Genomic DNA, 25,932 nt, shown 5'->3' with positions numbered 1-25,932 from the left:
AGCGGTACCGTGTATCACGCTTTCGTTGCTGCTGCTCAGATCAAATAGCCTTCGCTTGCTCAACGGCGTTGCCGATATAATTCGCCGGTGTCAGTTCGCGGATCGCTTGTTTTGCCTCTTCCGGAATATTCAGTGTTTCCACAAAATTTGCCAATACCTCGCGGGTAATCGCCTGGCCGCGCGTCAGCGCTTTTAATTTCTCGTAGGGCTCTTCGACATTGTAACGACGCATAATGGTTTGAATCGGTTCGGCGAGGACTTCCCAGCTGTTGTTCAAATCTTCCGCGAGACGTGCGCGATTGATTTCCAGTTTGCCGATCCCTTTTAATGTCGAACCATAAGCGATCATGCCATAGCCAAAACCGACACCCATGTTGCGTAAAACGGTGGAGTCGGTAAGGTCGCGCTGCCAACGGGAAATCGGTAATTTCTGCGCGAGGTGTGTGAAAATCGCGTTGGCGATGCCGAGGTTACCTTCCGAGTTTTCGAAATCAATCGGATTCACTTTGTGCGGCATGGTAGAAGAACCAACTTCACCGGCAACGGTTTTTTGTTTGAAGTAACCGAGGGAAATGTAGCCCCAGATGTCGCGATCAAAATCAATCAGAATCGTATTGAAACGCACGATGCCGTCGAACAATTCGGCGATGTAATCGTGGGGTTCAATTTGTGTGGTGTAGGGGTTCCAGGTCAATCCCAGACTTTCCACAAACAGCTTGGCATTGGTTTGCCAATCGACATCCGGGTAAGCAGATAAATGTGCATTGTAATTACCTACCGCACCGTTGATCTTGCCGAGCAATTCCACGTTTTCAAGCTGGGCTAACTGGCGACGCAGGCGCGCGGCGACGTTTGCCATTTCTTTTCCGACCGTCGTGGGGGATGCCGTTTGGCCATGGGTGCGGGAGAGCATAGGGTCAGCCGCATAGTCGTGAGCGAGTTTGACGATTGCATCAACAATCGCTTGTGCATCCTTAACAAAAACCTCGCGGCCGGCTTTTAACATCAAGGCATGGGACAGGTTGTTGATGTCTTCACTGGTGCAGGCAAAGTGCACAAACTCCAGCACGGCTTCCAGCTCTTTATTACCGACAAATTGCTTCTTCAGAAAATATTCCACCGCCTTGACGTCGTGGTTGGTGGTGCGCTCGATGTCCTTGATGCTCTGGGCCTGCTGTTCGTCGAAGTTGGCAATGATGGCATCCAGTTGCGCGTTGGTGGCGTCGCTGAATGTCGGCACTTCGGGAATACCAGCGTGGCGGCTCAGTTGTTGCAGCCAGCGCACTTCCACCTCAACCCGGCAGCGGATCAGACCGAATTCACTGAAGATACCGCGCAATGCGACAGTTTTACTGCCGTAGCGGCCATCAACGGGGGACACGGCGTTAAGCGGGGAGAGGGTGGCAAATGCGGTTTCCATGGGCGGAGGTCTCTTTCTGCGATCAGGTTAAAAGGCCGCCATGATACCCAAAAACCGGGCTTTTTTCAGAGGTTTGTGTCCTCAGTTGTAGCTAGTGCAGCGGAATTGAGCGCAGGAGCTTATCTGCCGCTTCGGCAATTTTCTTGCGGTGTAGCAGCAGTTGCCAGCGGTTCCCACCCAATTGTCGCCAGAGGGTTGCGGCGCGAATACCGGCCAAAAGCAGGGCGCGCACCTGGTGGGCAATGCGTTGTTGTTGCAGGTAATTGTAGTCACCGGTTACCTGAATGCGGAACCGGAAGGTGCTGATGGTTTCGGTATAGAGTCCGCCGATATTAGCGATCACATTTTCGTGGGTAGTAGAAAAATGTTCCGCTTGCTGGGCTGCTTGTTTCAAACGGCTGCCCACAACACCGAGCATATCCTTACGTCCGCTGAGTTTTTTCTGCAAATGCAATATACCCAGGCTATAGCGCAAAGCATCGGCGTGTGCATGCTGTTTTTGTTGGCCGATGCTCGCGTGTTGTAGCACATCGCGCAGGATCGTCAGCCCGAAATGCAGATTGGCAATATTGCCCCCGTAAACCGCAAGCGTATCGGCCGGGTTAAGCTCAAACAGGCTTTCAATACTGCTTTTATAGCTGTCGGTGGGTACATAACCCGTCTTTGCCAACTGCTCGACGAGCCCCGTCGCCTGAAACAAACCGGCGAGGGCGATACTGAGGTCATTCCAATTTTTACTCACGAGGATGGTTTCCGCCTTTACCACTGAACGTTATCGGTAGCTTCAATGACTGCACCGCCCAGGCATACATCACCCAGATAAAAAACGGCAGATTGGCCCGGTGTAATTGCGCGCTGCGCTTCATCGAACACCACCGTTAGCTTGCCGTCTTGCTCCACCGTTACCAGGCAATCCTGATCTGCCTGACGGTAGCGTACTTTTGCGGTACAGCGAAACTGATGTGAGGGCGGTGCGCCATTAATCCAATGGGCTTGCTGCGCGATCAGTCGGTTATTGAATAACAGGGGATGATCTGTGCCTTGGGCAACCAGCAGGACATTACGTACCAGATCTTTGCCCACCACAAACCAGGGCGCTTCACTGGCTCCTTTAACGCCACCGATGCCCAACCCTTGCCGTTGGCCGATGGTGTGATACATCAAGCCGCTGTGCTCGCCAATCACCACACCTTCCGGTGTTTCGATGGTGCCCGGTTGGGCGGGTAAATACTGTTGCAGGAAATCCTTGAAGCGGCGTTCACCAATAAAACAGATGCCGGTGCTGTCTTTTTTGTCGTGAGTTACCAACCCATGTTGCTCGGCAAGACGGCGAACGTCCGGCTTTTCCAACTCGCCCACTGGAAACAGTGACCGGGAAAACTCGGCCTCGCCCACGGCGTGCAGGAAGTAGCTCTGATCCTTGTTGGGGTCCAGGCCTTTCAATAAATAGGTATGCCCATCGCGATCCGCGCGGCGGGTGTAGTGCCCGGTGGCAATCAGCTCGCCGCCAAGCATCTGCGCGTACTCCAGGAATACCTTGAACTTGATCTCACGGTTGCACAGGATGTCAGGGTTAGGCGTGCGTCCCGCTTTATATTCCGCCAGGAAATGCTCAAACACATTGTCCCAATACTCGGCGGCGAAATTGGCCGTGTGCAGGGTAATTCCCAGTTTTTCACATACCCGCTGTGCATCGGCTAAATCAGCTTTGGCGGTGCAGTATTCGGTACCGTCATCCTCATCCCAGTTCTTCATGAATAGCCCTTCCACCCGGTAACCCTGTTGCTGAAGCAGCAACGCCGAGACCGAAGAGTCCACACCGCCGGACATGCCGACAATAACCAATGGATGGGAAGACGAGGTTGAAATAGACATAGCTCACTACAGAAGGGAATTTAACGGTCGCGTATTTTACCCATCCAGTGGGCTGGTGGCACGGATTAATTGGCTTGACTATTCGATCACGCCCCAATCACATCCATCGGAAAGCGGCGTCCTGCACGATATTCATCAATGATTTGCAATGTCATGGGGCTTCGTAGTTGGGCACGACGCTCCAGAATTTCCTCATAGGTCAGCCACACGGCTTCGATAATACCGGTATCCAATGAACGTTCGGTATCCTGATTAAGTGCCTCTGCAATGAATGTAGTACGCAGATAAGTCACGCCGTTGCTCGGCGCTTCGTAAAGGTTGACGCCCACCACACCGGTCAATGTCACATGCCAGGCCGTTTCCTCAAGGGTTTCCCGAATAGCCGCTTCCTGCAAGGTTTCATTAGGGTCGAGGTGGCCAGCAGGCTGGTTGTACACCTGTTTGCCATCGGCTTCTTCGTATACCAGCAGGAATCGGCCATCGCGCTCGACGATGGTGGCAACAGTGACATGCGGGGCCCAATTCATGTGTTTCTTCCCATATTCATCAGTTCTAACGGCTGCTCATCCTACCAAATACTGTCTTCCTGTGCTTACTGTGCTTTTTGAGGAAGCTTAAAGTATTTGGTTGAATTTTAATGCTGTGCCACGCGTGCATGATGTGATTATTTTTCCTCGGGTGAGCGCTTCGGTTTATGAATGATGACGGTTTTAGGCGGAGCTTTGGCTTTCGCGGCATTGGCTTTGTTGGTGTTATCCGTTCGCTTTGTGTGTGGTGCTTTTGGTGCTCCTCCCGCAGAATTTTCCCGCTTTTTAGCTGGCACTTTGTTGCCTCTATTCCGAATTGATGGGCGGGTTGAAGTTCGTGCTGGTACTTCAGGTGTATGCACTGTTTCGGTGATGTATTTACCCGGTTCTATATTCTCAATATTCCAGTTGCCGATCTTTATCCGCACCAGACGCAAGGTGGGATGCCCCACGGCTGCTGTCATACGGCGCACCTGGCGATTGCGCCCCTCGCTGATCACGATCTCTATCCATTGGGTGGGAATATGTTTGCGTTCGCGAATCGGCGTCTCACGTGCCCAGAGTTTTGGCGCCGGTATGAGTCTCACCTGCGCAGGCAGGGTAATGCCATCATTCAGCGCGACACCTTGACGCAATTGTGTCAACGCATAACTGCTGGGTGCTCCTTCAACCTGGACCCAATAGGTTTTGGGTAATTTATGCATCGGGTGCGAAATCTGGTGCTGCAATTGCCCATCATCCGTGAGCAGCAATAAACCCTCTGAGTCATGATCCAGCCGGCCGGCCGGATAAACGCCGGGAAGCTTGATGTACTGCGCCAAAGTGGGGCGATTTTCCGTGTCGCTGAATTGCGATAACACGCCGAACGGTTTGTTAAATAAAATCAGTTTTGCCATATAAGAATGTTTATCGAATGGTTAAAAAGCAAGCTGCCAAGGTTCGCGAATGCGAAAAGTTTACATCACTGTTATACTGCGCGCGATTTATCGGACCGGCTTCTTTCTGAGCGGTTTTCAGCATAGCCGTTGTCCCACTCGGAGCCCTGGCTCGGAGTTTCCCTCTTCTCTCCCTACGCAAGGGTGCCTGTCGGCGGGTTCGTTGGCGTGGCGCGCTTTATATTTGCTCGACAGCATGACTAACGGAGTTAACGTAAAAAATGACTGATTCAAAGATTATCTATACCGAAACCGACGAAGCCCCAGCCTTAGCAACCTATTCCTTACTCCCGATTGTCAAAGCCTTTACCCAGTCTGCCGGCATCCAGGTTGAAACCCGTGATATTTCCCTTTCTGGCCGTATTATTGCCAGCTTCCCTGAATACCTTACTGAAGAGCAGCGTATCGGAGATCACTTGGCGGAGTTGGGTGAATTGGCTAATAAGCCGGAAGCCAACATCATCAAGCTACCAAACATCAGTGCTTCTATTCCGCAATTGAAAGCGGCCGTTAAAGAGCTGCAAGGCAAAGGGTACAAACTGCCGGATTATCCGGAGGAACCCAAAAACGATACAGAAAAAGATGTGAAGGTGCGTTACGACAAGATTAAGGGAAGTGCGGTAAATCCTGTGTTACGCGAAGGTAACTCTGACCGTCGGGCACCATTGTCAGTAAAAAATTATGCACGCAAAAACCCGCACAAAATGGGTGTATGGGCCGCTGACTCAAAATCTCACGTTGCCCATATGAGCGGCGGTGACTTCTATGGCAGCGAAAAATCCGCATTAATAGCAGAATCTGGCAGCGTCCGAATTGAATTGCTTGGTGCTGATGGCAGCTCTCAGGTCTTGAAAGAAAAAACTGCTGTTATCAAAGGCGAAATTATCGATGCGTCGGTAATGAGCAAGAAAGCGTTGCGCGATTTTATTGCGCAGGAAATTGACGATGCCAAACAAAAAGGCGTTTTATTTTCGTTGCACTTGAAAGCCACCATGATGAAAGTGTCAGACCCAATTATCTTTGGGCATGTGGTTTCTGTTTTTTATCAGGATGTGCTGAGCAGGCACGCGGATACATTGAAATCCCTTGGTATTGATTTTAATAACGGTATTGGCGACCTCTACGCCAAGATTAAGAATTTGCCAGCTGAAAAGCAGGCTGAAATTGAAGCAGATATCAAAGCCGTTTATGCCCAGCGTCCATCATTGGCGATGGTAAATTCTGATAAGGGTATTACCAACCTTCACGTTCCCAGTGACGTCATTGTCGATGCATCCATGCCGGCCATGATTCGTGACTCCGGTAAGATGTGGAATACCGACGGCAAACTTCAGGACACCAAGGCAGTTATTCCAGATCGTTGTTATGCCGGCGTATATCAGACGGTGATTGAGGATTGCAAACAACACGGTGCGTTTAATCCGGCCACTATGGGCAGCGTACCAAACGTAGGTTTGATGGCGCAAAAAGCAGAAGAATACGGCTCTCACGATAAGACTTTTGAAATCCCGACTAACGGTACTGTGCGCGTGGTAGATGCGACAGGTAAATTGCTGCTGGAGCAAATCGTTGAAGCTGGCGATATCTGGCGTATGTGTCAGGTAAAAGATGCACCGATTCAGGATTGGGTAAAGTTGGCCGTCAATCGCGCGCGCGCTTCCAATACCCCTGCGGTTTTCTGGCTCGATGCTGCACGGTCTCATGATGCCTTGTTGATTGAAAAAGTGAAAACTTACCTCAGAGACCACGACACCAGTGGTCTGGAGATTCACATCATGTCACCGGTAGAGGCTACCCAATTTTCCCTTGATCGGATTCGCCAGGGCAAAGACACCATTTCCGTGACCGGCAACGTATTGCGTGACTACTTGACCGACTTGTTCCCTATCATGGAGCTGGGCACGAGTGCCAAGATGCTGTCCATCGTACCCTTGATGAATGGTGGTGGTCTGTTTGAAACCGGCGCAGGCGGCTCAGCACCGAAGCACGTGCAGCAGTTTGTTGAGGAAGGCCATTTGCGTTGGGATTCATTGGGTGAGTTTCTGGCGCTGGCTGAATCGCTTGACCATTTGGGGACTACTACCAATAACACCAAAGCCAAGGTATTTGCTAAAACACTGGATCAGGCGAACGGTAAATTTCTGGATAACAACAAGTCTCCAGGTCGTGCGCCGGGAGAACTGGATAATCGCGGCAGCCATTTCTATCTGGCGCTTTACTGGGCCCAGGCTCTTGCTGAGCAAAATGAAGATTCCGACTTGAAAGCACGTTTTGCCGGTCTGGCTAAAGCGTTGGCAGATAACGAACAGGAGATTGTTGGTGAACTGATTGCCGCCGCAGGCAAACCCGTTGATATTGGTGGCTATTATCGCCCTGATAGCAACTTAACATCCAAAGCCATGCGTCCCAGTCACACCTTTAACGAGGCGTTGGCTTCGCTGGGTTAATTGGAATTGATTGCTCTGCTCTTATAAAGAAACCCCGGCTAATGCCGGGGTTTCTTTTTCTCCAGACCTTTACCAGACTTCAAGCCGTCAAAATATTTTTTTGTCTTAACACTGGTTCGGTATTGAAATCTGTATCAATCTCCCAAACTACCAAGATAATGGTTGGAAAGATCCAATACCTTTATAGCCCAGGGTTATAAACAGATTCAGGCGGCAGAAATTATTAAGCGACAAGCAATAAGTCCTTGATGTTATTTACGCAAGGGCAGCTTTTGCAGCCTTGGATTCGGTGACTACCGCTGTGATGTTGACAGCATGTAGGCCTTTATCGCCCTTGGTGATCTCAAAGGAAACTACCTGACCGGCTTTTAATGTTTTATAGCCGTCCATCTGGATGGCTGAGTAATGCGCAAAAAGGTCTTCGCCCCCCTCGTCAGAGAGGATAAAGCCATAACCCTTTGCATTATTGAACCACTTGACTGTACCTGTAGGCATGATTAAATCCTTCTGCCCCGGCACAAGAGTTTTAATAACCCCTGCACCTTATCGTTATTATTTTCCAAGGAAAAACTGTTCAATATCTTTACTGCTGGATGGCGATACCGAGCGAGTTTTATAAAACCCTTGGCGTGTTTTTTGGGTGTTGGTTAAACGTTTTGGAATAATGCCGTGCAAAATGATGATTATTTGAGCGGCGACCATGTGTTTTATCCAACAATTGAACCAAAGTCAAGTCTTCGCCCGTATATAGCCCCGTTAGTGTGAGCGGTATACCATTGGGTTAGAATGGCGCTTAACCGCTAGAACACTTTCAATTTCTGTTGATTCACTATGAGAAATCCAGACTACCTTCAGCTAACCTTAAGTAAAGACGAAGATTCCGACAGCAATGAATTCGATGGGAATCTTGCGGTCCTAGAGGCGAAGCCAAAGCTCAAGCGTCCGCCAATGTACAAGGTGTTGATGCTGAATGATGACTACACACCGATGGACTTTGTGGTGGAAATACTTGAGCTATTTTTCGCAATGTCACGCGAGAAAGCAACCCGAGTGATGTTAACTGTACATATTCACGGCAAAGCTGTTTGTGGCGTCTATACTCGTGATATAGCGGAAACAAAAGCCGCTCAGGTTAATCAGTACGCCAGGGAGCACCAGCATCCGCTACTGTGTGAAGTAGAAGCAGTGGAAGATGAAGAGCGGTAATCCTGTTGCAGCAAGTTTCTGTGTGCTGCGTCCAAGTTGCTAGCTTCCAGAGGTTGAATGCGATGTTAAGCAAAGATTTAGAAGTAACCTTGAATCTCGCCTTTAAAGGTGCTCGCTCCAAGCGCCATGAGTTCATGACCGTTGAACATTTATTGCTAGCGTTGATTGATAACGATTCTGCAGCAAGTGTGCTGCGCGCCTGTGGTGCGGATCTGACAAGTTTGCGTAAAGAGTTGATTGAATTTGTTGACTCTACGACGCCGCTTATTCCCGAAAATGATACCGAACGTGAAACCCAGCCGACGCTAGGCTTTCAACGCGTTTTGCAACGCGCTGTATTCCATGTGCAATCGTCCGGTAAACAAGAAGTTACTGGGGCTAACGTACTGGTGGCAATCTTTAGTGAGCAGGAAAGCCAGGCGGTTTACTATCTCAAGCAGCAAAATATCGCGCGCATTGATGTGGTTAATTACATCACCCATGGTATTCATAAAGTGGCCGGCCATTCGGAGCACGGCAACGACGCCGGCCATTCTCATGAACAGCAAGATGAAGATGCGATTGGTGGTGATTCCGCTTCGCAAAGCCCGCTGGAAAGTTTCGCAGCCAACCTCAATGAGCTAGCCATGCAAGGGCGAGTTGATCCCTTGGTCGGGCGCGAGTTTGAGGTCGAACGCGTTTGCCAGATTCTTTCACGTCGCAGGAAAAACAACCCATTATTAGTGGGTGAATCCGGTGTAGGTAAAACGGCAATCGCTGAAGGTTTAGCCAAGCGTATTGTGGATGGCGATGTTCCAGAACCGCTGGTTAACAGTGTTGTGTATTCGCTCGACATGGGTGCGTTATTGGCGGGAACCAAGTACCGTGGTGACTTTGAGAAGCGTTTCAAAGGTTTATTGACGGAGCTCAAAAAACAAAAGAATTCGATCCTGTTTATCGACGAAATTCATACGATCATCGGAGCTGGTGCAGCATCCGGAGGCGTGATGGATGCATCCAATTTGCTGAAACCGCTGCTGTCTTCCGGCGAAATCCGGTGTATGGGTTCGACCACCTATCAGGAATATCGCGGTATCTTTGATAAGGATCGCGCCTTGTCGCGTCGCTTCCAAAAAGTTGATGTTAATGAGCCGTCTGTGGACGAGACTTATCAAATTTTGAAAGGGCTCAAGAGCCGTTTTGAGAAACATCACAATTTGCGCTACACCGATCCTGCATTGCGTGCAGCGGCAGAGTTGGCTGAGCGTTACATTAATGATCGTTTTTTGCCGGATAAAGCGATCGATGTCATTGATGAAGCGGGCGCGTATCAACAGTTGCTGCCGCCAAGTAAACGGAAGAAAACCATCGGCGTTGCCGATGTGGAAAATGTAGTGGCCAAGATCGCGCGGATTCCGCCGAAGAGTGTGTCTTCTTCAGATAAAGAATTGCTCCGTAAGCTGGATGAAAATCTGAAGATGACTGTCTTTGGTCAAAACGAGGCGATTGATACATTGGCCACGGCGATCAAGTTGTCGCGTGCAGGATTGAACTCGGTTGAAAAACCGATAGGTTCCTTCTTGTTTGCCGGCCCTACCGGTGTAGGTAAGACAGAGGTTTGTCGCCAGTTGGCTAAATGCATGGGGCTTGAGCTGTTGCGGTTTGACATGTCCGAGTACATGGAGCGCCATACGGTGTCACGTTTAATCGGTGCTCCACCGGGCTACGTTGGTTTTGATCAAGGTGGATTGTTGACTGACGCCGTGACCAAGCAACCGCATTGCGTTGTGTTGTTGGATGAAATTGAGAAGGCGCACCCGGAAGTCTTTAACCTGCTTTTGCAAGTGATGGATCATGGGACGTTGACGGACAACAATGGTCGCAAGGCAGATTTTCGCAATGTCATCCTGATCATGACGACCAATGCCGGAGCGGAAATTATGAGTCGTCCGTCCATCGGTTTCACGCATCAGGATCACACCACCGATGGTATGGAAGCGATTAAAAAGATGTTTACACCGGAATTCCGTAACCGTCTCGACGCCATTGTGCAGTTTGCGCCGTTGACTATTGGGGTCATTAAAACAGTTGTGGATAAATTCCTGATGGAGTTGCAAACCCAGCTGGACGACAAGCATGTCACCCTGGAGATTTCCGAGGATGCGCGTGAGTGGTTGGCTGTTCATGGTTACGATGAAAAAATGGGGGCTCGTCCGATGGCCCGTTTGATTCAGGAAAAACTCAAGAAGCCGCTCGCGGAAGAGATATTGTTCGGTTCTTTATCCAGCGGTGGGGGTGTAGTAGAGGTAGAGCTTGATCCCTACAAGGATCAATTGGTATTGGATATCAAGACCAAGCAGGAGCTTCAACCAGCCTGATTGTCACTTCCACGGACTCGATGCCTGTAACAACAAAAGCCGCTTAGCGGCTTTTGTTGTTTATGGAATAAGGGAATTCAAAGCCCCGGATAGATTAGCGGGCGCGGTAGGTGATCCGACCTTTGCTGAGGTCGTAAGGGGTCATCTCGACTTTGACTTTATCCCCGGTCAGGATGCGAATATAGTTTTTGCGCATTTTGCCGGAGATGTGGGCGGTAACTACGTGGCCATTTTCCAGTTTGACCCGGAAGGTTGTGTTGGGCAGTGTATCGATTACTTCGCCTTCAAATTCAATATTGTCTTCTTTTGCCATGCGGCAGTGTCCTCGGTGTCCTAGCGGATGGGGGTAAAAATAGGTGCGAATTGTGCCTGAAATACCCGGTTGCGCCAAGTGAAAAGCGGGACAAAAGAAGGGTTTAGTCGGTTTTGCACTAATTTAAGCGCATCCACCGACGGTTTATCAGAAGTTCCAGGGGGCGATACTGGATTTTGTAGCGCATTTTTTCGCACTGTTTAATCCAATAACCCAGGTAGAGATTCGATAGGCCCAGCGAACGCGCCTTATCGATTTGCGCCAAAATGGCATAAACGCCCAAGCTGCGCCGCGTTTCATCAGGATCATAAAAGGTGTAAACCGCGGAAAGGCCATCGTCCAAGCGGTCGCAGACAGATACACCGATTAATTTTTCCCCCTCGCGAAACTCAAGGTACTGCGTTACGCCCCATTCGCTGGTCAAAAAAGCCTCATACTGCGACTGGGAAGGGGGAAACATGTCGCCATCGCTATGACGCCTGATAATGTAATCGGCATAAAGGTTGTAATGCTCATCGGTATTGATGTTGGAGACTACCGCGACCGTCAGATCCTGGTTGCGCTGCCAACAACGGCGTTGGCTGCGGTTAGGGTGAAACAGGTTGACGGGAATTCGGCAAGAAATACATGCCTGACACAGCGCGCATTGCGGGCGATACAAATGGCTGCCGCTACGCCGGAACCCCAATTGAGATAATTGGCTGTATAAGGTGACGTCCATCGCCGCATCCGGATCAACGAACAGGGTGGTCGCTTCCTGACCATCCAGGTAGGAACAAGGATGAGGCTGGGTTGTGAACAGTTTTAGGGTCGAGAGATCGGTCACATCTGTCTCCTGATACCTGAGCTGGTGGCAATCATTGTCGGCACGATTAATTTATAGCTTATCTATCGCAGGCGGCTGTAGCCAGTGGTTTGATCACAAGCGGTCTATCTCGCCGTATTATCGGATTGAGTCTGGCGAGTCTGATCAATCTATTATGTCCATGGAGTGGCGCCTTGAACAAAAGTTCGCTTAAAGCTAATGAGATATCAGGTGTCGCCCCATGCGGGTTTTATCGTGCTCCAATCATTGCCATCTGGCCCATTAGGGGGATGGTCGGTTAAATCCAGCAAACTTTTTTGAAAAGTCTCGCGCGCAATTTCCCTGGCACCCAGGCTAAACAGGTGATCATTGGCTACCTGGCAGTCGATGATTTCAAAGCCCCAGTCGTGCAGATGGTGCACCAGATGCGCGAACCCGACTTTGGAGGCATTGTCCGCTTGGCTGAACATGGATTCGCCGAAGAACACCCGTCCCATAGCAATACCATATAACCCACCCACCAGCTGCGGCGCTTGCCCGGGTTGTGGCAGCCACACTTCAACAGAATGAGCGAGCCCCATCCGATGAAGTTCGGTATAGGCTGCAATCATAGGTTCGCTGATCCAGGTTCCGTCTGCATAAGCTCGGGGCGCTGCACAGTGACGCATGACTTTTCCAAAGGCTTGGTCAAAGGTGACTTGGTAAATGCCTTTGCGAAGAACTTTGCGCAGACTGCGGGAAATGTGCAGATGGTTCGGATAAATCACAGTCCGCGGATTTGGACTCCACCATAAAATCGGGTCGCCGGGATTGAACCATGGAAAGATGCCTTTTCGGTAGGCGGCAAGAATGCGTTGGGGTGAGAGGTCACCGCCAACGGCCAGCAGGCCATTGGGATCTTCCAATGCCAGAGAAACCGGTGGAAATTGGAGGCTATTTGGGTCTAACCAATGCACTTGCGTCATAGTGTTTTAACAAACAATACCTGGCGCCGGAGCGCTAGGTATGCGGGATTATTTAACGATGCGATAGCAGGGTTTGTAATTGCGGCCCGGTAACTTCATCCTGCTTTGTTCGGCGAACGAAGTAAGCAGCGCATCTACGGGTTGCATGATGCTGATATCACCGTGTAGTTCAAAATGTCCGTGCTCCTCGATTGCCCGTATCCCTTCATCTTTCACATTGCCGGCCACGATGCCCGAAAAAGCGCGACGCAAATTAGCGGCGAGCAGGTGACTTTCCTGGTTTTTGTGCAATTCCAGATTGCGCATATTGGTGTGCGTTGGGGCAAAAGGTTGTTGAAAATCCGGACTGATTTTTAGCTGCCAGTTGAAATAATAAGCATCATCCGTTTGTTTGCGGAATTCGCGCACGGTTTTAATGCCCTTCAGCATGTCCCGAGCCACTGCCTCCGGGTCATTGATGATGATCTTGTAGCGGTTTTGCGCATCAGCGCCAATGGTGTCACCGATAAACTGGTGAATATGGTCGAAGTAATCTGCCGCGCTGGCGGGTCCAGTGAAAATCAATGGAAAAGGAATATCGCGATTATCCGGGTGTAGCAGAATGCCGAGAATATACAGGATTTCCTCTGCCGTCCCGGCGCCGCCGGGAAAAATGACGATGCCATGACCGGTGCGCACGAATGCTTCCAGCCGTTTTTCAATGTCCGGCATGATGGTTAATTGGTTAACAATAGGGTTGGGGGCTTCGGCGGCAATGATGCCGGGCTCGGTGATGCCCACGTAGCGACCACCGCTGATACGTTGTTTGGCGTGACCGATGGTTGCGCCTTTCATCGGGCCTTTCATGGCGCCTGGGCCGCAGCCGGTGCAGATATCCATGCCTCTCAAACCCAGCGCGTAGCCGACTTCTTTGGTGTAATCGTATTCTCCGCGACTGATGGAATGGCCGCCCCAGCAAACCACGAGATTGGGGTCGCGTCCGGGCTGTAGCAAGCTGGCATTGCGCAGCATATGGAATACGGCGTCAGTGATACCTTCGCTGGTGCTCAAGTTAAATTTTGCATTGCCGCGAAGTTCATCGCTGGCGTAGATGACATCGCGTAACACAGTGAATAGATGTTCGCTAATACCCTTGATCATCTTTCCATCGACAAATGCGCTTGCCGGAGCGCCGCGTACATCCAGTTTTATGCCACGCTCTTCCTGAATGATGCTGATGGAAAAATCGCTATAACGCTCCAGCAGTTCTTTCCCGTCATCCAGATAATTCCCGCAATTGAGTACAGCCAGGGAGCAGCTGCGGAACAGGTTGTATAAACCGCTCTGGCTGGCGTCCAGCAGTTTGGATACCTCGATTTTGGAAAGAATATTTAAAGGCCCCATGGGGGAGATGATGGCATCGATGGTTTCGTAGTTACCGCTTTCGTGATGAGTGGAGATATAGGGGTTGTTGCTATAGCTGTTTGTCATGCGCGTCTCTTCTACTGCCGGTTTCAGGAGGTGTTATTGTCAGTTTAGTGTTATTTCGGTTGGCTTGGTGTGATTTATTTATAGATTGCTAGCCTTATTGTGTCTTAATATGGTTTCTTATAAGAGATTTAATTGATTTTTATATGTTTAAAATATCTTTTAAGATATTTTATTGGGTTTCTGTTGATATTTTGGCTCATAAATGATACTTAAGCAGTAATATCGTCTTTTATGGTTCATGTAAGACACTTTTGTCATCCTGATGGGGGTGAATATGGCACTGGCGTTCCATCAATTAAGTGATCAGCACATTCATGATGAATTGTGTAGCCGCCTTAAGGCGGCACGCCTTGAGATCAATATTACTCAGGCGGAGTTAGCGGAGCGGGCCGGGATCAGTCTGATTACCGTAAAGCGTGCGGAATCTGCCAAGGGCAATATTACCCTGATGACGTTGATTGCCTTATTGCGCGCGTTGGGGCGACTCGACCAATTGGATAACTTCTTGCCTTTACCTGCCTTGAGCCCCTTGCAATTAAAAGCTGTTGGCGGGCAGCGGCGCCAGCGAGCCTCTGCGAGTCGTGAGGTTAATGAGCCGGCTTCTGGCTGGAAGTGGGGGGATGAGCGTGAATAAGGTTGTAGAAAAAAGACATTCCAAAGTCGATGTGGCCGATGTGTTTATTTGGGGTACACGCGTTGGGGCTGTGGCTTGGGACGATGAGCGGGAGCTGGGCTTTTTTGAGTACGATCCGACATTTTTACGGGCGCCGGCCGAGTTGGCACCATTGATGATGCCGCGCGCGCGGACTATCTATAGCTTTCCTGAGCTTGATCGCCAATCCTATAAAGGTTTACCGGGCATGTTGGCCGATGCTTTGCCGGACAAATTCGGCAATCTGTTGATTGATCGCTGGCTTGAGCAGCAGGGGCGGGATCGGGCGAGTTTCAGTCCGGTGGAGCGCCTCTGTTATATGGGGGAGCGCGGCATGGGTGCACTGGAATTCCGACCGGCGATCAAGCGTGTACAAGCGAGTCAGCCGCTGGAAATAGCGGAATTGGCTGCACTGGCCAATCGGGTTTTGTCAGCTAAAAGTCATTTGCAGGAACAGCTCACGGATGACTTAAGCGATCAGCGTTCGGCATTGGGTCATATCCTCGCTGTGGGAACTTCCGCGGGTGGTGCGCGAGCCAAGGCCGTAATTGCCTGGAACCCGGAAACGGGAGAAGTCCGTTCCGGCCAGATTTCTGCGGGGCAGGGTTTCGAACATTGGTTATTGAAGTTTGACGGTATTGCTGAAAATGCAGATAAGGAGTTGAACGATCCCCAAGGGTTTGGGCGCATTGAATACGCTTACTATCTAATGGCAACAGCGGCAGATATTGAAATGTCTGAAAGCCGTTTGCTGGAAGAGGGTGGCCGTGCGCATTTTATGACGCGTCGTTTTGATCGGCGCGCCGATGGGGACAAGCTGCATATGCAATCCCTGTGCGCCATCGCGCATTATGATTTCAATATTGCCGGTGGTTATAGTTATGAGCAGGCATTGCAGGTTATCAAACGCCTGAATATGGACAGTGAGAAAGAGGCGTTGGAACAGCAATATCGGCGCATGGTATTTAATGTGATAGCACGCAACCAGGATGATCACACCAAAAATATTGCATTCCTTATGGATCGGCAGGGTAATTGGCAATTAGCGCCCGCCTTTGATGTGATTTACAGTTACAATCCACGCGGCGAATGGACATCACGTCATCAAATGACAGTGAATGAAAAGCGCGATGACTTTATGCTGGATGATTTATTGGCGGTTGCGGTCCACGGCAATATAAAAACGATTCGGGCCAAAAAAATCATCACGCAGGTTGTTGATGCGGTCAGTGAGTGGAAGACCTTCGCAACACGCGCCGGTGTTTTTGCTGAATGGCGCGAAGAAATTGCACGGCACCACCGTCTGGTGTGGTAATTGATCTGGAGTTTATGCATGACGTATTTACCTTGTGTGGAAATTGAGCCAAAACAGCAGGCCGATAGCGCCGTTATCTGGTTACATGGTTTGGGGGCGGACGGCCATGATTTCGCCTCGCTGGTTCCGCAGCTTGATTTTCCGAAAAAAATATCAACACGTTTTATTTTTCCTCACGCGCCGAGCATGCCGGTTACTATTAATGGTGGCTATGTCATGCCGGCCTGGTATGACATTCTGGAAATGACCATCGACCGCAAGGTTGATGTGATGCAGTTGGAAAAGTCTGCCGCAGAAGTTGTTAAATTAATTGCGCGGGAAAAAGAGCGCGGTGTGACAAGTGACCGTATAGTGTTGGCCGGATTCTCTCAAGGTGGTGCAGTGGTTTATCAGGCGGCGTTGTCGCACCCTGAGCCATTGGGAGGGTTGTTAGTTCTATCAAGTTATTTTGCGACGCAAGAAACTCTCCAGGCACATTCGGCCAACCAGCAGTTACCTATTCTGATTCAACATGGTACGCAGGATAATGTTGTGCCGGAAGCCTTGGGGCAGCGCGCGTTCCAGTTGCTGCGTGAGCGTGGATATCGTGTTGATTATCAGAAATATCCTATGGCGCATACATTGTGTGTACCCCAACTGGACGATATTAATCGTTGGTTTGGTCGGGTGTTGTAGTTATTGCCGCGTGAACATGTTACGCAAATCCATTGAGGTTGTCGGATAGGCAGCCTCAATGGATTTTAAGAAAGCAGTCTTACAGTTTTATCATTTCTGATGCGGCCAGCAATAAAGCACCTACGCCATAAAGCTGTGTGTCTCCAGGAAGAATTTTTTCCGGAGATGCGCCTACCTGTTGCACCCAGCCCAGTTTGCCAGAATTATCAACGGCGCTTGCCAGTCCATACCATCCAGCATTAACAGCAGGCAGGTATTGGTCGTGAGGCAGTAGGCCGTTGTTTATGCCCCAGGCTAGCCCGAAGGTCATAAAACCTGTGCCGCTGGTTTCCGGTACATCAAACTCCGTACTATCCAATAACGAAGAGGGCCAGAAGCCGGAAGGTTGTTGCAAGGTGATAAGTTTGGCCGCCATGCGTTGGAAAAGTTTTTCATATTTTTGTCGGCGTGGATCATTACCAGGTATTTGTTCCAGTAGTAGCGGTAAACCAGCGAACACCCAGCCGTTGCCTCTGCTCCAGAAAATCTTTTTACCATTTTTGTTGCGCTGCGTCAGAAAGCGGCCGTCGCGGTAGAATAAATCTTCTTCTTTATCAAACAGGTAGTCGATAGTTGCCTGATACTCTTCATCGACATAATCCAGATATGCCGGATCACCGGTTAATTTTCCTACTGCCGCCCACACGGGTGGTGCCATGAATAATGCATCGCACCAGCACCAGCGCCTTTGGCAGGTTGCCTCACCTTGGTGGGTTGGATCAGAAAAATATTCCAGACTATTGGTTGCGCGATTGGCCAGTATTTCCTGAAGTGCTTGCTGTGTGGGCTGCACCAGCGACAAGTCATTTTTTCTTGCGGCAACAGATGCATAGGAAAAAGCAATGACCTGATCGTCAGCATGCCAGGTTTTTTCTCCCGGCATCCACTGATTCATTTCGCCTTTGGCGATAACTGCGTGTTGATAACGCGTGTTATGTGTTGTGTTGGCCCAGCGATCCAGTCCAACAAAAAGCGCGCCCTGAATCCAGCCGCGGGAATATTCGGTATGATCCTGGAATGTTCGCACATAATTAAAGGAACCCATGTGCGCCAGTTGCCAATCGGCCACGCGATTGGCTGTATCGATTACTTGTTCGGTATCTGGCTTGTTTGCTGCCTTATCCAGAATATTGCATGCGCTTAAACACGTAAGACTCAGCGCAATGATCCAAAGGCTGGCCTGATAAGAGAACACTTTCTTCTTCATGACACCGTTTCCTTATTAAAGATAAATTTTAGTATCTATCTCAAACTAACTTTCTCTTATCTGCGATGCATAAGTGTTATTCGAAGGTAATGAAAGTTTGAGATGAGTTCTGTATGCATTGTTTGTTGTTATGAGTGTCAGGATTTTTATTCGGTTAAACATGCTGGATCAAATTGGTAACCACCCTGTAGCCAGTCAACTATTTCTGCTGCGTAAGGATTGTTTGCGAAAGCCTGGTACTTTTTAACAAGCTCTTGCTGCTCTGTTATAGAAAAACTATTCAATCCAATATCTTGTAATAACGCAATATCTTCAATTATCTGGTTTGCCAGTAAGGGATCGCAAAGTTGATGGCAAGCATCAATAAAAGCTTGCTGAGGGTTGTAAGTACTGCTTTCCCGGTAGGCTTTCGGTAGGGTCGCTAACGGAATTCGTGAAAGCCAGGGCTGGTTCATAGGATTGACGGCGTGACCGGCGACTTTACCTTGCAGTTGACTGTGCGGCTGATCAAATGCACGCAGCTGCAAGATCCTGGATTTTATGGCACCGTCATTGACCGGGTAGTTGTCCCACAAAAAGGGTTTGCGTTGCAGTAAGTCGGTAACTTTCTCTAAATGTTCCGGCGGGTATTGGATTGAGCAAACCTTGGGGCCAGTCCAGAAAATATTAACCTGCGGATCAATATGCTGTCCTAATGTCGCCCAATAATGTTCCGGGCGTGCGCCAAACACTTTTTCCAATACGGGATCGAAACTGTAGTACGTCGGGCAAAAAATAATGTGCTTGGCGTTGCTGTGATCGGTTGCGCACTGGACAAGTTCACATTGAATTTCGGCCAGTTGCGGTAGATCGCCACGCATGTCATCAAACAGTAAACATAAAATATCGGGTTCCAGTTGATTTAACCGGTTGATTTTTTTTATTAATTTGGAGTTGCGTTCCGGGTAGGGCTCACGGTATAGCTCGTAAGGGCTTAATCCGATACCGAAATCAATATGATATTGACGATAAGCATTGCGCAACGCCTGTAGCTGGGCAAATGTTTCAGTGGGCCAATCTTCTTGCCAGCGTTTGCGCAAAAAAGCGTCATCTTTTGGTGCATAAATATAATAATGATAGCCAGTGTTGGCTAAAAAAACGGCGTAATCCTGACGAGCTTGCCACGGCCAGCTGCGGCCAAAAAAACCTTCAATGATGCCGAGTTGTGACGGTGAATTTTTATTCACGTGAGAAGTGCTCCGTCAAATAATAGTAAGCACAGCATAATCAGCAGGTGTAATGAAATAAAGGAATCAGTAAACGAATACGAACGCCGTAGAAATTATTATCGGGAACCACCGCTACCTGACCTGGTCGACTTGAGAGCGAATTGACACTTAGGGACCATCTGCCTATGATAGCGGGCTTTTTGCACCGTCGAATTTTATGTCAGCCCTGCCTTTGAGGGGCCTTTCTTTACCGAGCTTTACCCGAATATCCAGCAGGTAAGCCCGGTCAGGGAGGTGGGCAGGGTTGCATCGCGCTATGTGTTTGTGAATGCCGCAAGGGGACACAGATCTACCCAACGGTAACCAGACCACTACAGGAATCAACCCAATGCAGACTTGTACTTACGGAGTGCTCCATGGCTAGCCGCACTGATTTACCGTCCTGGCAAGCGCTTGTTGCCCATGCGCAACAGATGAAAAAGCGCCATATCAAAGAATTGTTTAAAGAAGACGATTCCCGCTTTACCAAATTCTCCATCGAACTTCCGCACCTGCTGTTCGACTACTCCAAGAACCTGATCACCGAAGAAACCAAAGCTGCTTTATTGGCTCTGGCGCAAGAGACTGATGTGGAGTCCTGGCGCGATAAGATGTTTGCCGGTGAGCACATCAATCGCACAGAAGATCGAGCCGTTATGCATGTGGCCTTGCGCGATCAATCCAGTCGGCCGATCATGATTGATGGCGAAGACGTTCGTCCGGCTATTAATGCCGAGCTTGAGCGTATGCGTAAGCTCTCGGAGGAGGTTCGTTCCGGCAATTGGCTGGGCTATACCGGCAAACCTATTACGGATGTTGTGAGTATCGGCATCGGCGGTTCTAACCTCGGACCTCTGATGGTCACCGAAGCGCTCAAGTCTTACAGCGATGGCCGCCTCGCCATGCATTATGTTTCCAATGTGGACGGTGTGCAGGTGGCTGAAGTTCTGGCTCAACTGAACCCTGAAACCACGCTGTTTGTTATCTCCTCCAAGACGTTTACCACTCTTGAAACCATGACCAATGCCCGCACCGCCGAGCAATGGTTTCTTAAGGCAGCTAAAGAGCGCAGTGCTATTGCGCGTCACTTTGTGGCCGTTTCCACCAACCGCAAATTGGTTACCGAATTCGGTGTTGCGGAAGAAAATATTTTTGATATGTGGGATTGGGTTGGCGGCCGGTTTTCCCTGTGGTCTGCCATCGGCTTGCCTATTGTATTGTCTCTGGGGTATGAGCGGTTTAAAGAGCTGCTGCAAGGTGCTTATGAAATGGACCAACATTTCAAACAAGCTCCCCTGGCAGAAAACGCACCGGTTATGCTGGCCTTGATAGGCATCTGGAATCGCAATTTCCTGAATTATACCGCCCAGGCTTTGTTGCCCTACGACCAGTGCCTGCATCGCTTTCCTGCATACATGCAGCAGGCTGAGATGGAGAGCAATGGTAAGTCTGTAAATTGGGCAGGGGAGCAAATTTCCTACGGCAGTGTTCCGCTGGTCTGGGGTGAAGTGGGCATCAACGGTCAACATGCGTTTTACCAGATGCTTCATCAGGGCACCGATATTATCCCAGCGGATTTTATTGGATCTGTCGCCAGCAATATCGATGTGTCCGGCCACCATGATGCATTGATGGCCAACTTCTTTGCCCAGTCTCAAGCCATGATGCAGGGCATTGATGCTGAGCAAGTGCGGAGTGAGTTGAGTGCCAAAGGATTATCCGAAGCGCGCATTGAAGAATTGGTACCGCAAAAGGTGCATCGTGGCAATCGCCCCACCAATACCTTGTTATTAAACAAAGTGGATGCCCGTACCCTGGGTGCATTGATTGCGCTCTATGAACACAAGATCTTTGTGCAGGGCATTATCTGGGAGATTTACTCGTTTGATCAGTGGGGCGTGGAGTTGGGCAAGGTTCTTGCTGCGGGCATTCAGCCAGAGTTGGCAGCGGATAAAGCGGTCAGCGCCCATCACGATGCCTCTACCCGCAATCTGATAGACTACTACAAGCAAGCAAAACACAAACAGCAGTAATCTCGGCTGTTGGGAGTGAGAGAAGAGCTGGGATTATCCTGCGGCAATGTATCGCGGGAGGTCACAGCGGCTGTTTTGGCAGCCTTTAAAGATCACCAATATTGATCGCCAAGAGAAAAAGGTACTGCATGTAACCGATGCTCAAAGAGCGGTAGGTTGGTAGTGATACCAATTCACCTGATGAGCAGTAAGCGGGTTTAACCGGCGCCTGAGCGCCGGTGTTAAGGCTGATGATCCTGAAGCCAGCAGCTGACAGTACCTATGACTTTTGCAGTGGCTTTATCAACTGTCACTGCATCCCGTGGCAGCCTTATCGAGAAATGGTACCAACATGACCGACCCCAGACTCGTCGATATTACCGACCGAATCATTGAGAGAAGTCGCGCGACCCGTGCGGCTTATATGGAGCGAGTGGCCAGGATGCACAGCAACGGCCCCGCTCGCAAGCGTTTATCCTGCGGTAATCTGGCGCATGGTTTTGCCGCCTGCGGTCAAGACGATAAGCATGCTTTGGCAGAAGGCGATGCCCCCAATCTGGGCGTGGTTTCAGCCTATAACGAGATGCTGTCAGCCCACGTTCCCTACGGCACCTATCTGGAGCCCATCAAGAAAGCAGCCCATGGCATCGGCATGACCGCACAATTTGCCGGTGGAGTGCCGGCGATGTGTGATGGTGTTACACAAGGGCGCGATGGTATGGATATGTCGCTGTTCAGTCGCGACGTGATCGCCATGGCAACGGCCGTAGCGCTGTCGCACGACATGTTTGACGGTGTGATGTGCCTCGGTATTTGTGACAAGATTGTGCCGGGTCTATTAATAGGTGCGCTGTCATTCGGCCAATTGCCGACGATTTTCATTCCTGGTGGGCCTATGACGCCCGGCTTGCCCAATGCCGATAAAGTTCGCGTTCGCCAGTTATTTGCGGAAGGTAAGGTCGGTCGTAAAGAATTGCTTGAGGCTGAGAGTGCGTCATACCACGGCGCGGGCACCTGTACATTCTATGGCACGGCTAACAGCAATCAGATGTTGATGGAGATTATGGGGCTGCATTTACCTGGCAGTTCATTTGTTAATCCCGATACCCCTCTGCGCGATGCCTTAACCAATGCCGCTGTTCAACAACTGGGTAGCATTACGTCAGCAAAAGGCAACTACACACCGCTGGCCGACATTGTCGATGAAAAATCAATTGTCAACGGTATGGTTGGCTTGATGGCGACGGGTGGCTCAACCAATCACGCTATCCATATTATGGCTATTGCCCGTGCGGCGGGTGTTATTGTCAATTGGCAAGACCTCTCTGATATCTCTGATATTACCCCCCTGATGTGTCGCATTTATCCCAATGGCCTGGCTGATATCAATCGCTTCCAGGCTGTGGGTGGGATGGGCTATCTGATGCGCGAGTTGCGCGCCTCAGGTCTGCTGCACGATGACGTGAAGACTGTGATGGGAGAGGGTGGTTTGGCGCCTTACTGCAAAGAACCTTTCCTGGATAACGGTGAGATCGTCTGGCGCGATGCGCCTTCAGAAAGCTTGGATGATGCCGTGCTTCGCCCGGCCAATAAACCTTTCAGCTCTGAAGGCGGCATGAAGTTATTAAAGGGCAATTTGGGACGTTGTGTTATCAAGGTGTCGGCGGTTAAGCCGGAATATCGCAAAGTAAAAGCACCCGCAGTCGTTTTCCACACGCAGGAAGACATGCAAGCGGCCTTCAAGCGCGGCGAATTGGACAAGGATTTTATCGCTGTGGTGCGCTTTCAGGGCCCCAAAGCGTGTGGTATGCCCGAATTGCACAAATTGACACCCGCATTAGGGGTTTTACAGGACCGGGGTTTCCGCGTTGCGCTGGTTACTGATGGCAGGATGTCTGGCGCGTCTGGTAAGATTCCCGCCGCTATCCATTTGACGCCTGAGGCATTGGACAATGGTCCCATTGGCCTGATTCAGGACGGCGATATGATTGAATTGGATGCAGAAACCGGCAAACTGGAATTGTTGGTCAGTGAGGCGGAGTTGCAAGCCCGGCAACACGCACAAGTGGATTTATCCGGCAGTCACTACGGCATGGGGCGCGAGTTGTTTGCTCCCTTCCGTGCCACAGTAGGATTGGCCGAAGAGGGTGCTACGGTATTTAACTGGTAGCCATTGGTTATTGCAGCCCTTGTTTGTATCAAGAGCGGCTGCGGTAACGCCGCACATCAACCGATCTAGAAGTCGAACACAGGATTAACCCCCATGCTCGAAGCATTTGATTTTGTCATCTTTGGCGGCGCTGGCGATTTGGCGCTGCGCAAACTGGTGCCAGGTTTATACCGTGCCCATCGCAATGGTGAATTACCCGAAGGTACCCGCATTATTCCGACCTGCCGCAATACCCAGGTTGTTGCAGAATATAAAGATAAAGTTCGCAATGCGGCGCAGGAGCATTTGCGCGAAGGCGAATTCGTCGCGGCTGATTGGGACAAATTTGCTCAGTGTATTCACCCGATCTTTGTTGATATCGCGAAAAAAGATGAGCATTGGGAAGATCTTGCTGCACTGCTGAACAGCGGCAATAAACAACGCGTTTTTTATCTCTCAACTCCACCTTCTGTGTTCAGTGTGTGCTGTAAACACCTGTCAGAAATGAATTTGATCACCAAGTCCGCTCGTGTCGTTGTGGAAAAGCCGCTTGGTTATGACGCGGTCAGTGCTGAAGAAATCAACAGCCAGATTGCCGAGTATTTTGACGAAAACTGCATCTTCCGCATCGATCACTATCTGGGTAAAGAAACCGTACAGAACCTGTTGGCGCTGCGGTTTGCCAATGGCATGTTTGAGCATCTGTGGGATGCCAAGACAATCGATAACGTACAGATCACTATCTCTGAAACCGTCGGCCTCGAAGGTCGCGCCAGCTTTTATAACGATGCCGGTGCACTGCGTGACATGGTGCAAAACCATATTCTTCAGTTGTTATGTCTGGTGGCGATGGAGTCACCGAACAAGATGACAGCCGAGCGTATTCGTGCAGAAAAATTGAAAGTGCTGGAAAGCCTGCGTCCTTTGACAGGCAATGCGGTGCGTTTCAATACCGTGCGCGGCCAATATGCGGCTGGTGAGATTAACGGCAAGGCCGTGCCCAGCTATCAGGAAGAGCTGGGAGGTTCCAGCTCAATCGAAACCTTCGTTGCCATCCGTGCGCACATCGATAGTTCCCGGTGGGCTAACGTACCTTTTTATTTGCGTACCGGTAAGCGGATGAAACAACGTTTTGCCGAAATCGTTATTCAATACAAAGATGTAGCACACCGCGTTTATCCTGAATCCGCCGGCCGTACTGTACCGAATCGTCTGGTTATTCGTTTGCAACCGGAAGAGAGCATCAAAATTATCATGACCTCCAAAAACCTGGAGAAGCACGAAACTGAATTGCGCCCGGTGGTTCTGAATTTTAATTTTGCGGATACCTACAAAGACTTCTTCAGCGACGCTTACAAGCGTTTGATGCTTGACGCCGCCGCTAATGACCCGAGTTTGTTTATCCATCGTGCAGAAGTTGCGGCAGCTTGGTCCTGGATTGATCCGATTATCGAAGCCTGGCAGCGCCCTGAGAATAATCCACAATTTTATAAAGCGGGTGGATGGGGGCCTCGTGGGGCGGATGAGATGATTCATGCCGACGGTCGCGAATGGTTCAATATGGATGATGTGTTTGCCAGCGAGGAAGTTTAATGCTTGTTGAAAAATTGTTTGATAACCGCGCTGACATGATCGCGGCTTTACAGGAAGAATGTCTTACCGCGTTACGCGAAGCGGTGGACGGGCGCGGTGAAGCCACATTTATGGTGTCTGGTGGCAGTTCGCCGGAGCCGTTATACAAAGCTTTAAGTGTGGCTGACGTAAAGTGGGAATCCGTGTACGTTGCGTTGGTCGATGAACGCTGGGTTGATTTTGATCACGAAAAAAGTAACGAAGCTTTTATCGTTCGCACACTGATGCAAAACAATGCGGCCAAAGCCAATTTGGTCGGCATGAAGAATACGGCTGATACGCCGGCGGAAGGGCTGGCAGATTGCGAAAGTGCATACCAGCAATTGGCGCAGCCGTTTGATGTCACCATCCTCGGCATGGGCTCCGACGGGCATACGGCGTCTCTGTTTCCTCATGCTGAAGGCTTGTCGGAAGCGCTGGATGCTAACAGCGAACATCTCTGTGCTGCGATCACGGCCAAGCAGAGCGAAGTGACGGGCACAGCCGTTGAGCGGATGACCTTGAGTCTGGCTGGCTTGTTGCGTTCACGCTCTTTGTTGTTATTGATTACTGGCGAGGAAAAATTGAATGTGCTGCGCCAGGCCTTGGCGGGTACCGATGTAGCTGAAATGCCCGTGCGTGCAGTATTGCAGCAGCAACAGGTGCCGATCACCGTCTATTGGGCGCCCTAGTACCTGGTGTGTT

Annotated in this window: 22 protein-coding genes; 10 read left to right on the top strand and 12 right to left on the bottom strand. The window is 50.1% G+C overall.

Annotation, left to right across the window (positions count from 1 at the left end):
* Window positions 1-40 precede the first annotated feature (40 nt).
* The 5 genes from purB to CBR65_RS07495 form a co-directional block, all read right to left on the bottom strand.
* A complete protein-coding gene (gene purB, locus CBR65_RS07515; RefSeq protein ID WP_087466285.1) occupies window positions 41-1,420 on the bottom strand; it encodes an adenylosuccinate lyase in 1,380 nt (459 codons plus the stop codon).
* A 91-nt stretch (window positions 1,421-1,511) separates the two neighbouring features.
* Complete coding sequence (gene hflD / locus CBR65_RS07510; RefSeq protein WP_087468968.1) at window positions 1,512-2,162, bottom strand: high frequency lysogenization protein HflD; 651 nt, start codon at window positions 2,160-2,162, stop codon at window positions 1,512-1,514.
* A gap of 17 nt (window positions 2,163-2,179) precedes the next feature.
* The gene (mnmA, locus tag CBR65_RS07505) at window positions 2,180-3,295 is read right to left on the bottom strand and encodes a tRNA 2-thiouridine(34) synthase MnmA (protein ID WP_087466284.1); all 1,116 of its coding nucleotides are present in this window, start codon (window positions 3,293-3,295) and stop codon (window positions 2,180-2,182) included.
* Between the two features lie 86 nt (window positions 3,296-3,381).
* Window positions 3,382-3,822 carry an NUDIX hydrolase gene (locus CBR65_RS07500; RefSeq protein WP_087466283.1) on the bottom strand — a complete coding sequence of 147 codons (441 nt, stop codon included), beginning with the start codon at window positions 3,820-3,822 and terminating at the stop codon, window positions 3,382-3,384.
* A 137-nt stretch (window positions 3,823-3,959) separates the two neighbouring features.
* Complete coding sequence (locus CBR65_RS07495) at window positions 3,960-4,718, bottom strand: pseudouridine synthase (RefSeq protein WP_087466282.1); 759 nt, start codon at window positions 4,716-4,718, stop codon at window positions 3,960-3,962.
* 260 nt (window positions 4,719-4,978) lie between these two features.
* On the opposite strand from CBR65_RS07495, the gene CBR65_RS07490 reads away from it, so the two are divergent.
* The gene (locus tag CBR65_RS07490; protein ID WP_087466281.1) at window positions 4,979-7,204 is read left to right on the top strand and encodes an NADP-dependent isocitrate dehydrogenase; all 2,226 of its coding nucleotides are present in this window, start codon (window positions 4,979-4,981) and stop codon (window positions 7,202-7,204) included.
* 255 nt (window positions 7,205-7,459) lie between these two features.
* Here CBR65_RS07490 and cspD read toward each other — a convergent pair whose 3' ends face one another.
* Complete coding sequence (cspD, locus tag CBR65_RS07485) at window positions 7,460-7,699, bottom strand: cold shock domain-containing protein CspD (protein WP_087466280.1); 240 nt, start codon at window positions 7,697-7,699, stop codon at window positions 7,460-7,462.
* 336 nt (window positions 7,700-8,035) lie between these two features.
* Between cspD and clpS the strand changes: the two genes are divergently transcribed.
* Window positions 8,036-8,410 carry an ATP-dependent Clp protease adapter ClpS gene (clpS, locus tag CBR65_RS07480; RefSeq protein ID WP_087466279.1) on the top strand — a complete coding sequence of 125 codons (375 nt, stop codon included), beginning with the start codon at window positions 8,036-8,038 and terminating at the stop codon, window positions 8,408-8,410.
* Window positions 8,411-8,472: 62 nt separating this feature from the next.
* Window positions 8,473-10,767, top strand: a complete 2,295-nt coding sequence (gene clpA, locus CBR65_RS07475; RefSeq protein WP_087466278.1) for an ATP-dependent Clp protease ATP-binding subunit ClpA — start codon at window positions 8,473-8,475, stop codon at window positions 10,765-10,767.
* A 94-nt stretch (window positions 10,768-10,861) separates the two neighbouring features.
* On the opposite strand, the gene infA is transcribed toward clpA, so the two are convergent.
* The 4 genes from infA to ppnN all read right to left on the bottom strand — a co-directional run bounded on the left by infA (window position 10,862) and on the right by ppnN (window position 14,320).
* Window positions 10,862-11,080 carry a translation initiation factor IF-1 gene (gene infA, locus CBR65_RS07470; RefSeq protein WP_049722125.1) on the bottom strand — a complete coding sequence of 73 codons (219 nt, stop codon included), beginning with the start codon at window positions 11,078-11,080 and terminating at the stop codon, window positions 10,862-10,864.
* A gap of 118 nt (window positions 11,081-11,198) precedes the next feature.
* Window positions 11,199-11,906 carry an arginyltransferase gene (locus CBR65_RS07465; protein WP_087466277.1) on the bottom strand — a complete coding sequence of 236 codons (708 nt, stop codon included), beginning with the start codon at window positions 11,904-11,906 and terminating at the stop codon, window positions 11,199-11,201.
* Window positions 11,907-12,112: 206 nt separating this feature from the next.
* Window positions 12,113-12,850 carry a leucyl/phenylalanyl-tRNA--protein transferase gene (aat, locus tag CBR65_RS07460; protein ID WP_087466276.1) on the bottom strand — a complete coding sequence of 246 codons (738 nt, stop codon included), beginning with the start codon at window positions 12,848-12,850 and terminating at the stop codon, window positions 12,113-12,115.
* Between the two features lie 48 nt (window positions 12,851-12,898).
* Window positions 12,899-14,320, bottom strand: coding sequence for a nucleotide 5'-monophosphate nucleosidase PpnN (gene ppnN / locus CBR65_RS07455; protein WP_087466275.1), 1,422 nt, complete (start codon window positions 14,318-14,320; stop codon window positions 12,899-12,901).
* Between the two features lie 274 nt (window positions 14,321-14,594).
* On the opposite strand from ppnN, the gene CBR65_RS07450 reads away from it, so the two are divergent.
* Genes CBR65_RS07450 through CBR65_RS07440 form a run of 3 tightly spaced genes read left to right on the top strand, consistent with a single transcriptional unit; the run spans window position 14,595 to window position 16,962 of the window.
* Entirely contained in the window at window positions 14,595-14,954 is a 360-nt protein-coding gene (locus CBR65_RS07450) for a helix-turn-helix transcriptional regulator (protein WP_087466274.1), read from the top strand.
* Entirely contained in the window at window positions 14,941-16,287 is a 1,347-nt protein-coding gene (locus tag CBR65_RS07445; protein WP_087466273.1) for a type II toxin-antitoxin system HipA family toxin, read from the top strand. The genes CBR65_RS07450 and CBR65_RS07445 overlap by 14 nt, the downstream gene beginning before the upstream one ends.
* Window positions 16,288-16,305: 18 nt before the next feature.
* Window positions 16,306-16,962, top strand: a complete 657-nt coding sequence (locus CBR65_RS07440) for an alpha/beta hydrolase (RefSeq protein ID WP_087466272.1) — start codon at window positions 16,306-16,308, stop codon at window positions 16,960-16,962.
* A 79-nt stretch (window positions 16,963-17,041) separates the two neighbouring features.
* On the opposite strand, the gene CBR65_RS07435 is transcribed toward CBR65_RS07440, so the two are convergent.
* Both CBR65_RS07435 and CBR65_RS07430 read right to left on the bottom strand, forming a co-directional pair.
* On the bottom strand, window positions 17,042-18,208 hold the full coding sequence (locus CBR65_RS07435) for a glycoside hydrolase family 105 protein (RefSeq protein ID WP_087466271.1): 1,167 nt from the start codon (window positions 18,206-18,208) through the stop codon (window positions 17,042-17,044).
* A 146-nt stretch (window positions 18,209-18,354) separates the two neighbouring features.
* Window positions 18,355-19,434, bottom strand: coding sequence for a beta-N-acetylglucosaminidase domain-containing protein (locus CBR65_RS07430; RefSeq protein WP_087466270.1), 1,080 nt, complete (start codon window positions 19,432-19,434; stop codon window positions 18,355-18,357).
* 398 nt (window positions 19,435-19,832) lie between these two features.
* Here CBR65_RS07430 and pgi point away from each other — a divergent pair, with 398 nt between their 5' ends.
* The 4 genes from pgi to pgl all read left to right on the top strand — a co-directional run bounded on the left by pgi (window position 19,833) and on the right by pgl (window position 25,919).
* On the top strand, window positions 19,833-21,488 hold the full coding sequence (gene pgi / locus CBR65_RS07425; protein WP_087466269.1) for a glucose-6-phosphate isomerase: 1,656 nt from the start codon (window positions 19,833-19,835) through the stop codon (window positions 21,486-21,488).
* 331 nt (window positions 21,489-21,819) lie between these two features.
* Window positions 21,820-23,637 (top strand): phosphogluconate dehydratase, encoded by a 1,818-nt coding sequence (gene edd / locus CBR65_RS07420; protein ID WP_087466268.1) that lies wholly within the window; start codon window positions 21,820-21,822, stop codon window positions 23,635-23,637.
* A gap of 93 nt (window positions 23,638-23,730) precedes the next feature.
* The gene (gene zwf / locus CBR65_RS07415) at window positions 23,731-25,209 is read left to right on the top strand and encodes a glucose-6-phosphate dehydrogenase (RefSeq protein ID WP_087466267.1); all 1,479 of its coding nucleotides are present in this window, start codon (window positions 23,731-23,733) and stop codon (window positions 25,207-25,209) included.
* Window positions 25,209-25,919 carry a 6-phosphogluconolactonase gene (pgl, locus tag CBR65_RS07410; protein WP_087466266.1) on the top strand — a complete coding sequence of 237 codons (711 nt, stop codon included), beginning with the start codon at window positions 25,209-25,211 and terminating at the stop codon, window positions 25,917-25,919. The genes zwf and pgl overlap by 1 nt, the downstream gene beginning before the upstream one ends.
* Window positions 25,920-25,932: the final 13 nt, after the last annotated feature.

The organism is Cellvibrio sp. PSBB006 (assembly GCF_002162135.1).
Taxonomy (GTDB): Bacteria; Pseudomonadota; Gammaproteobacteria; order Pseudomonadales; family Cellvibrionaceae; genus Cellvibrio.
This window is presented reverse-complemented; position numbering and strand designations above follow the sequence as displayed.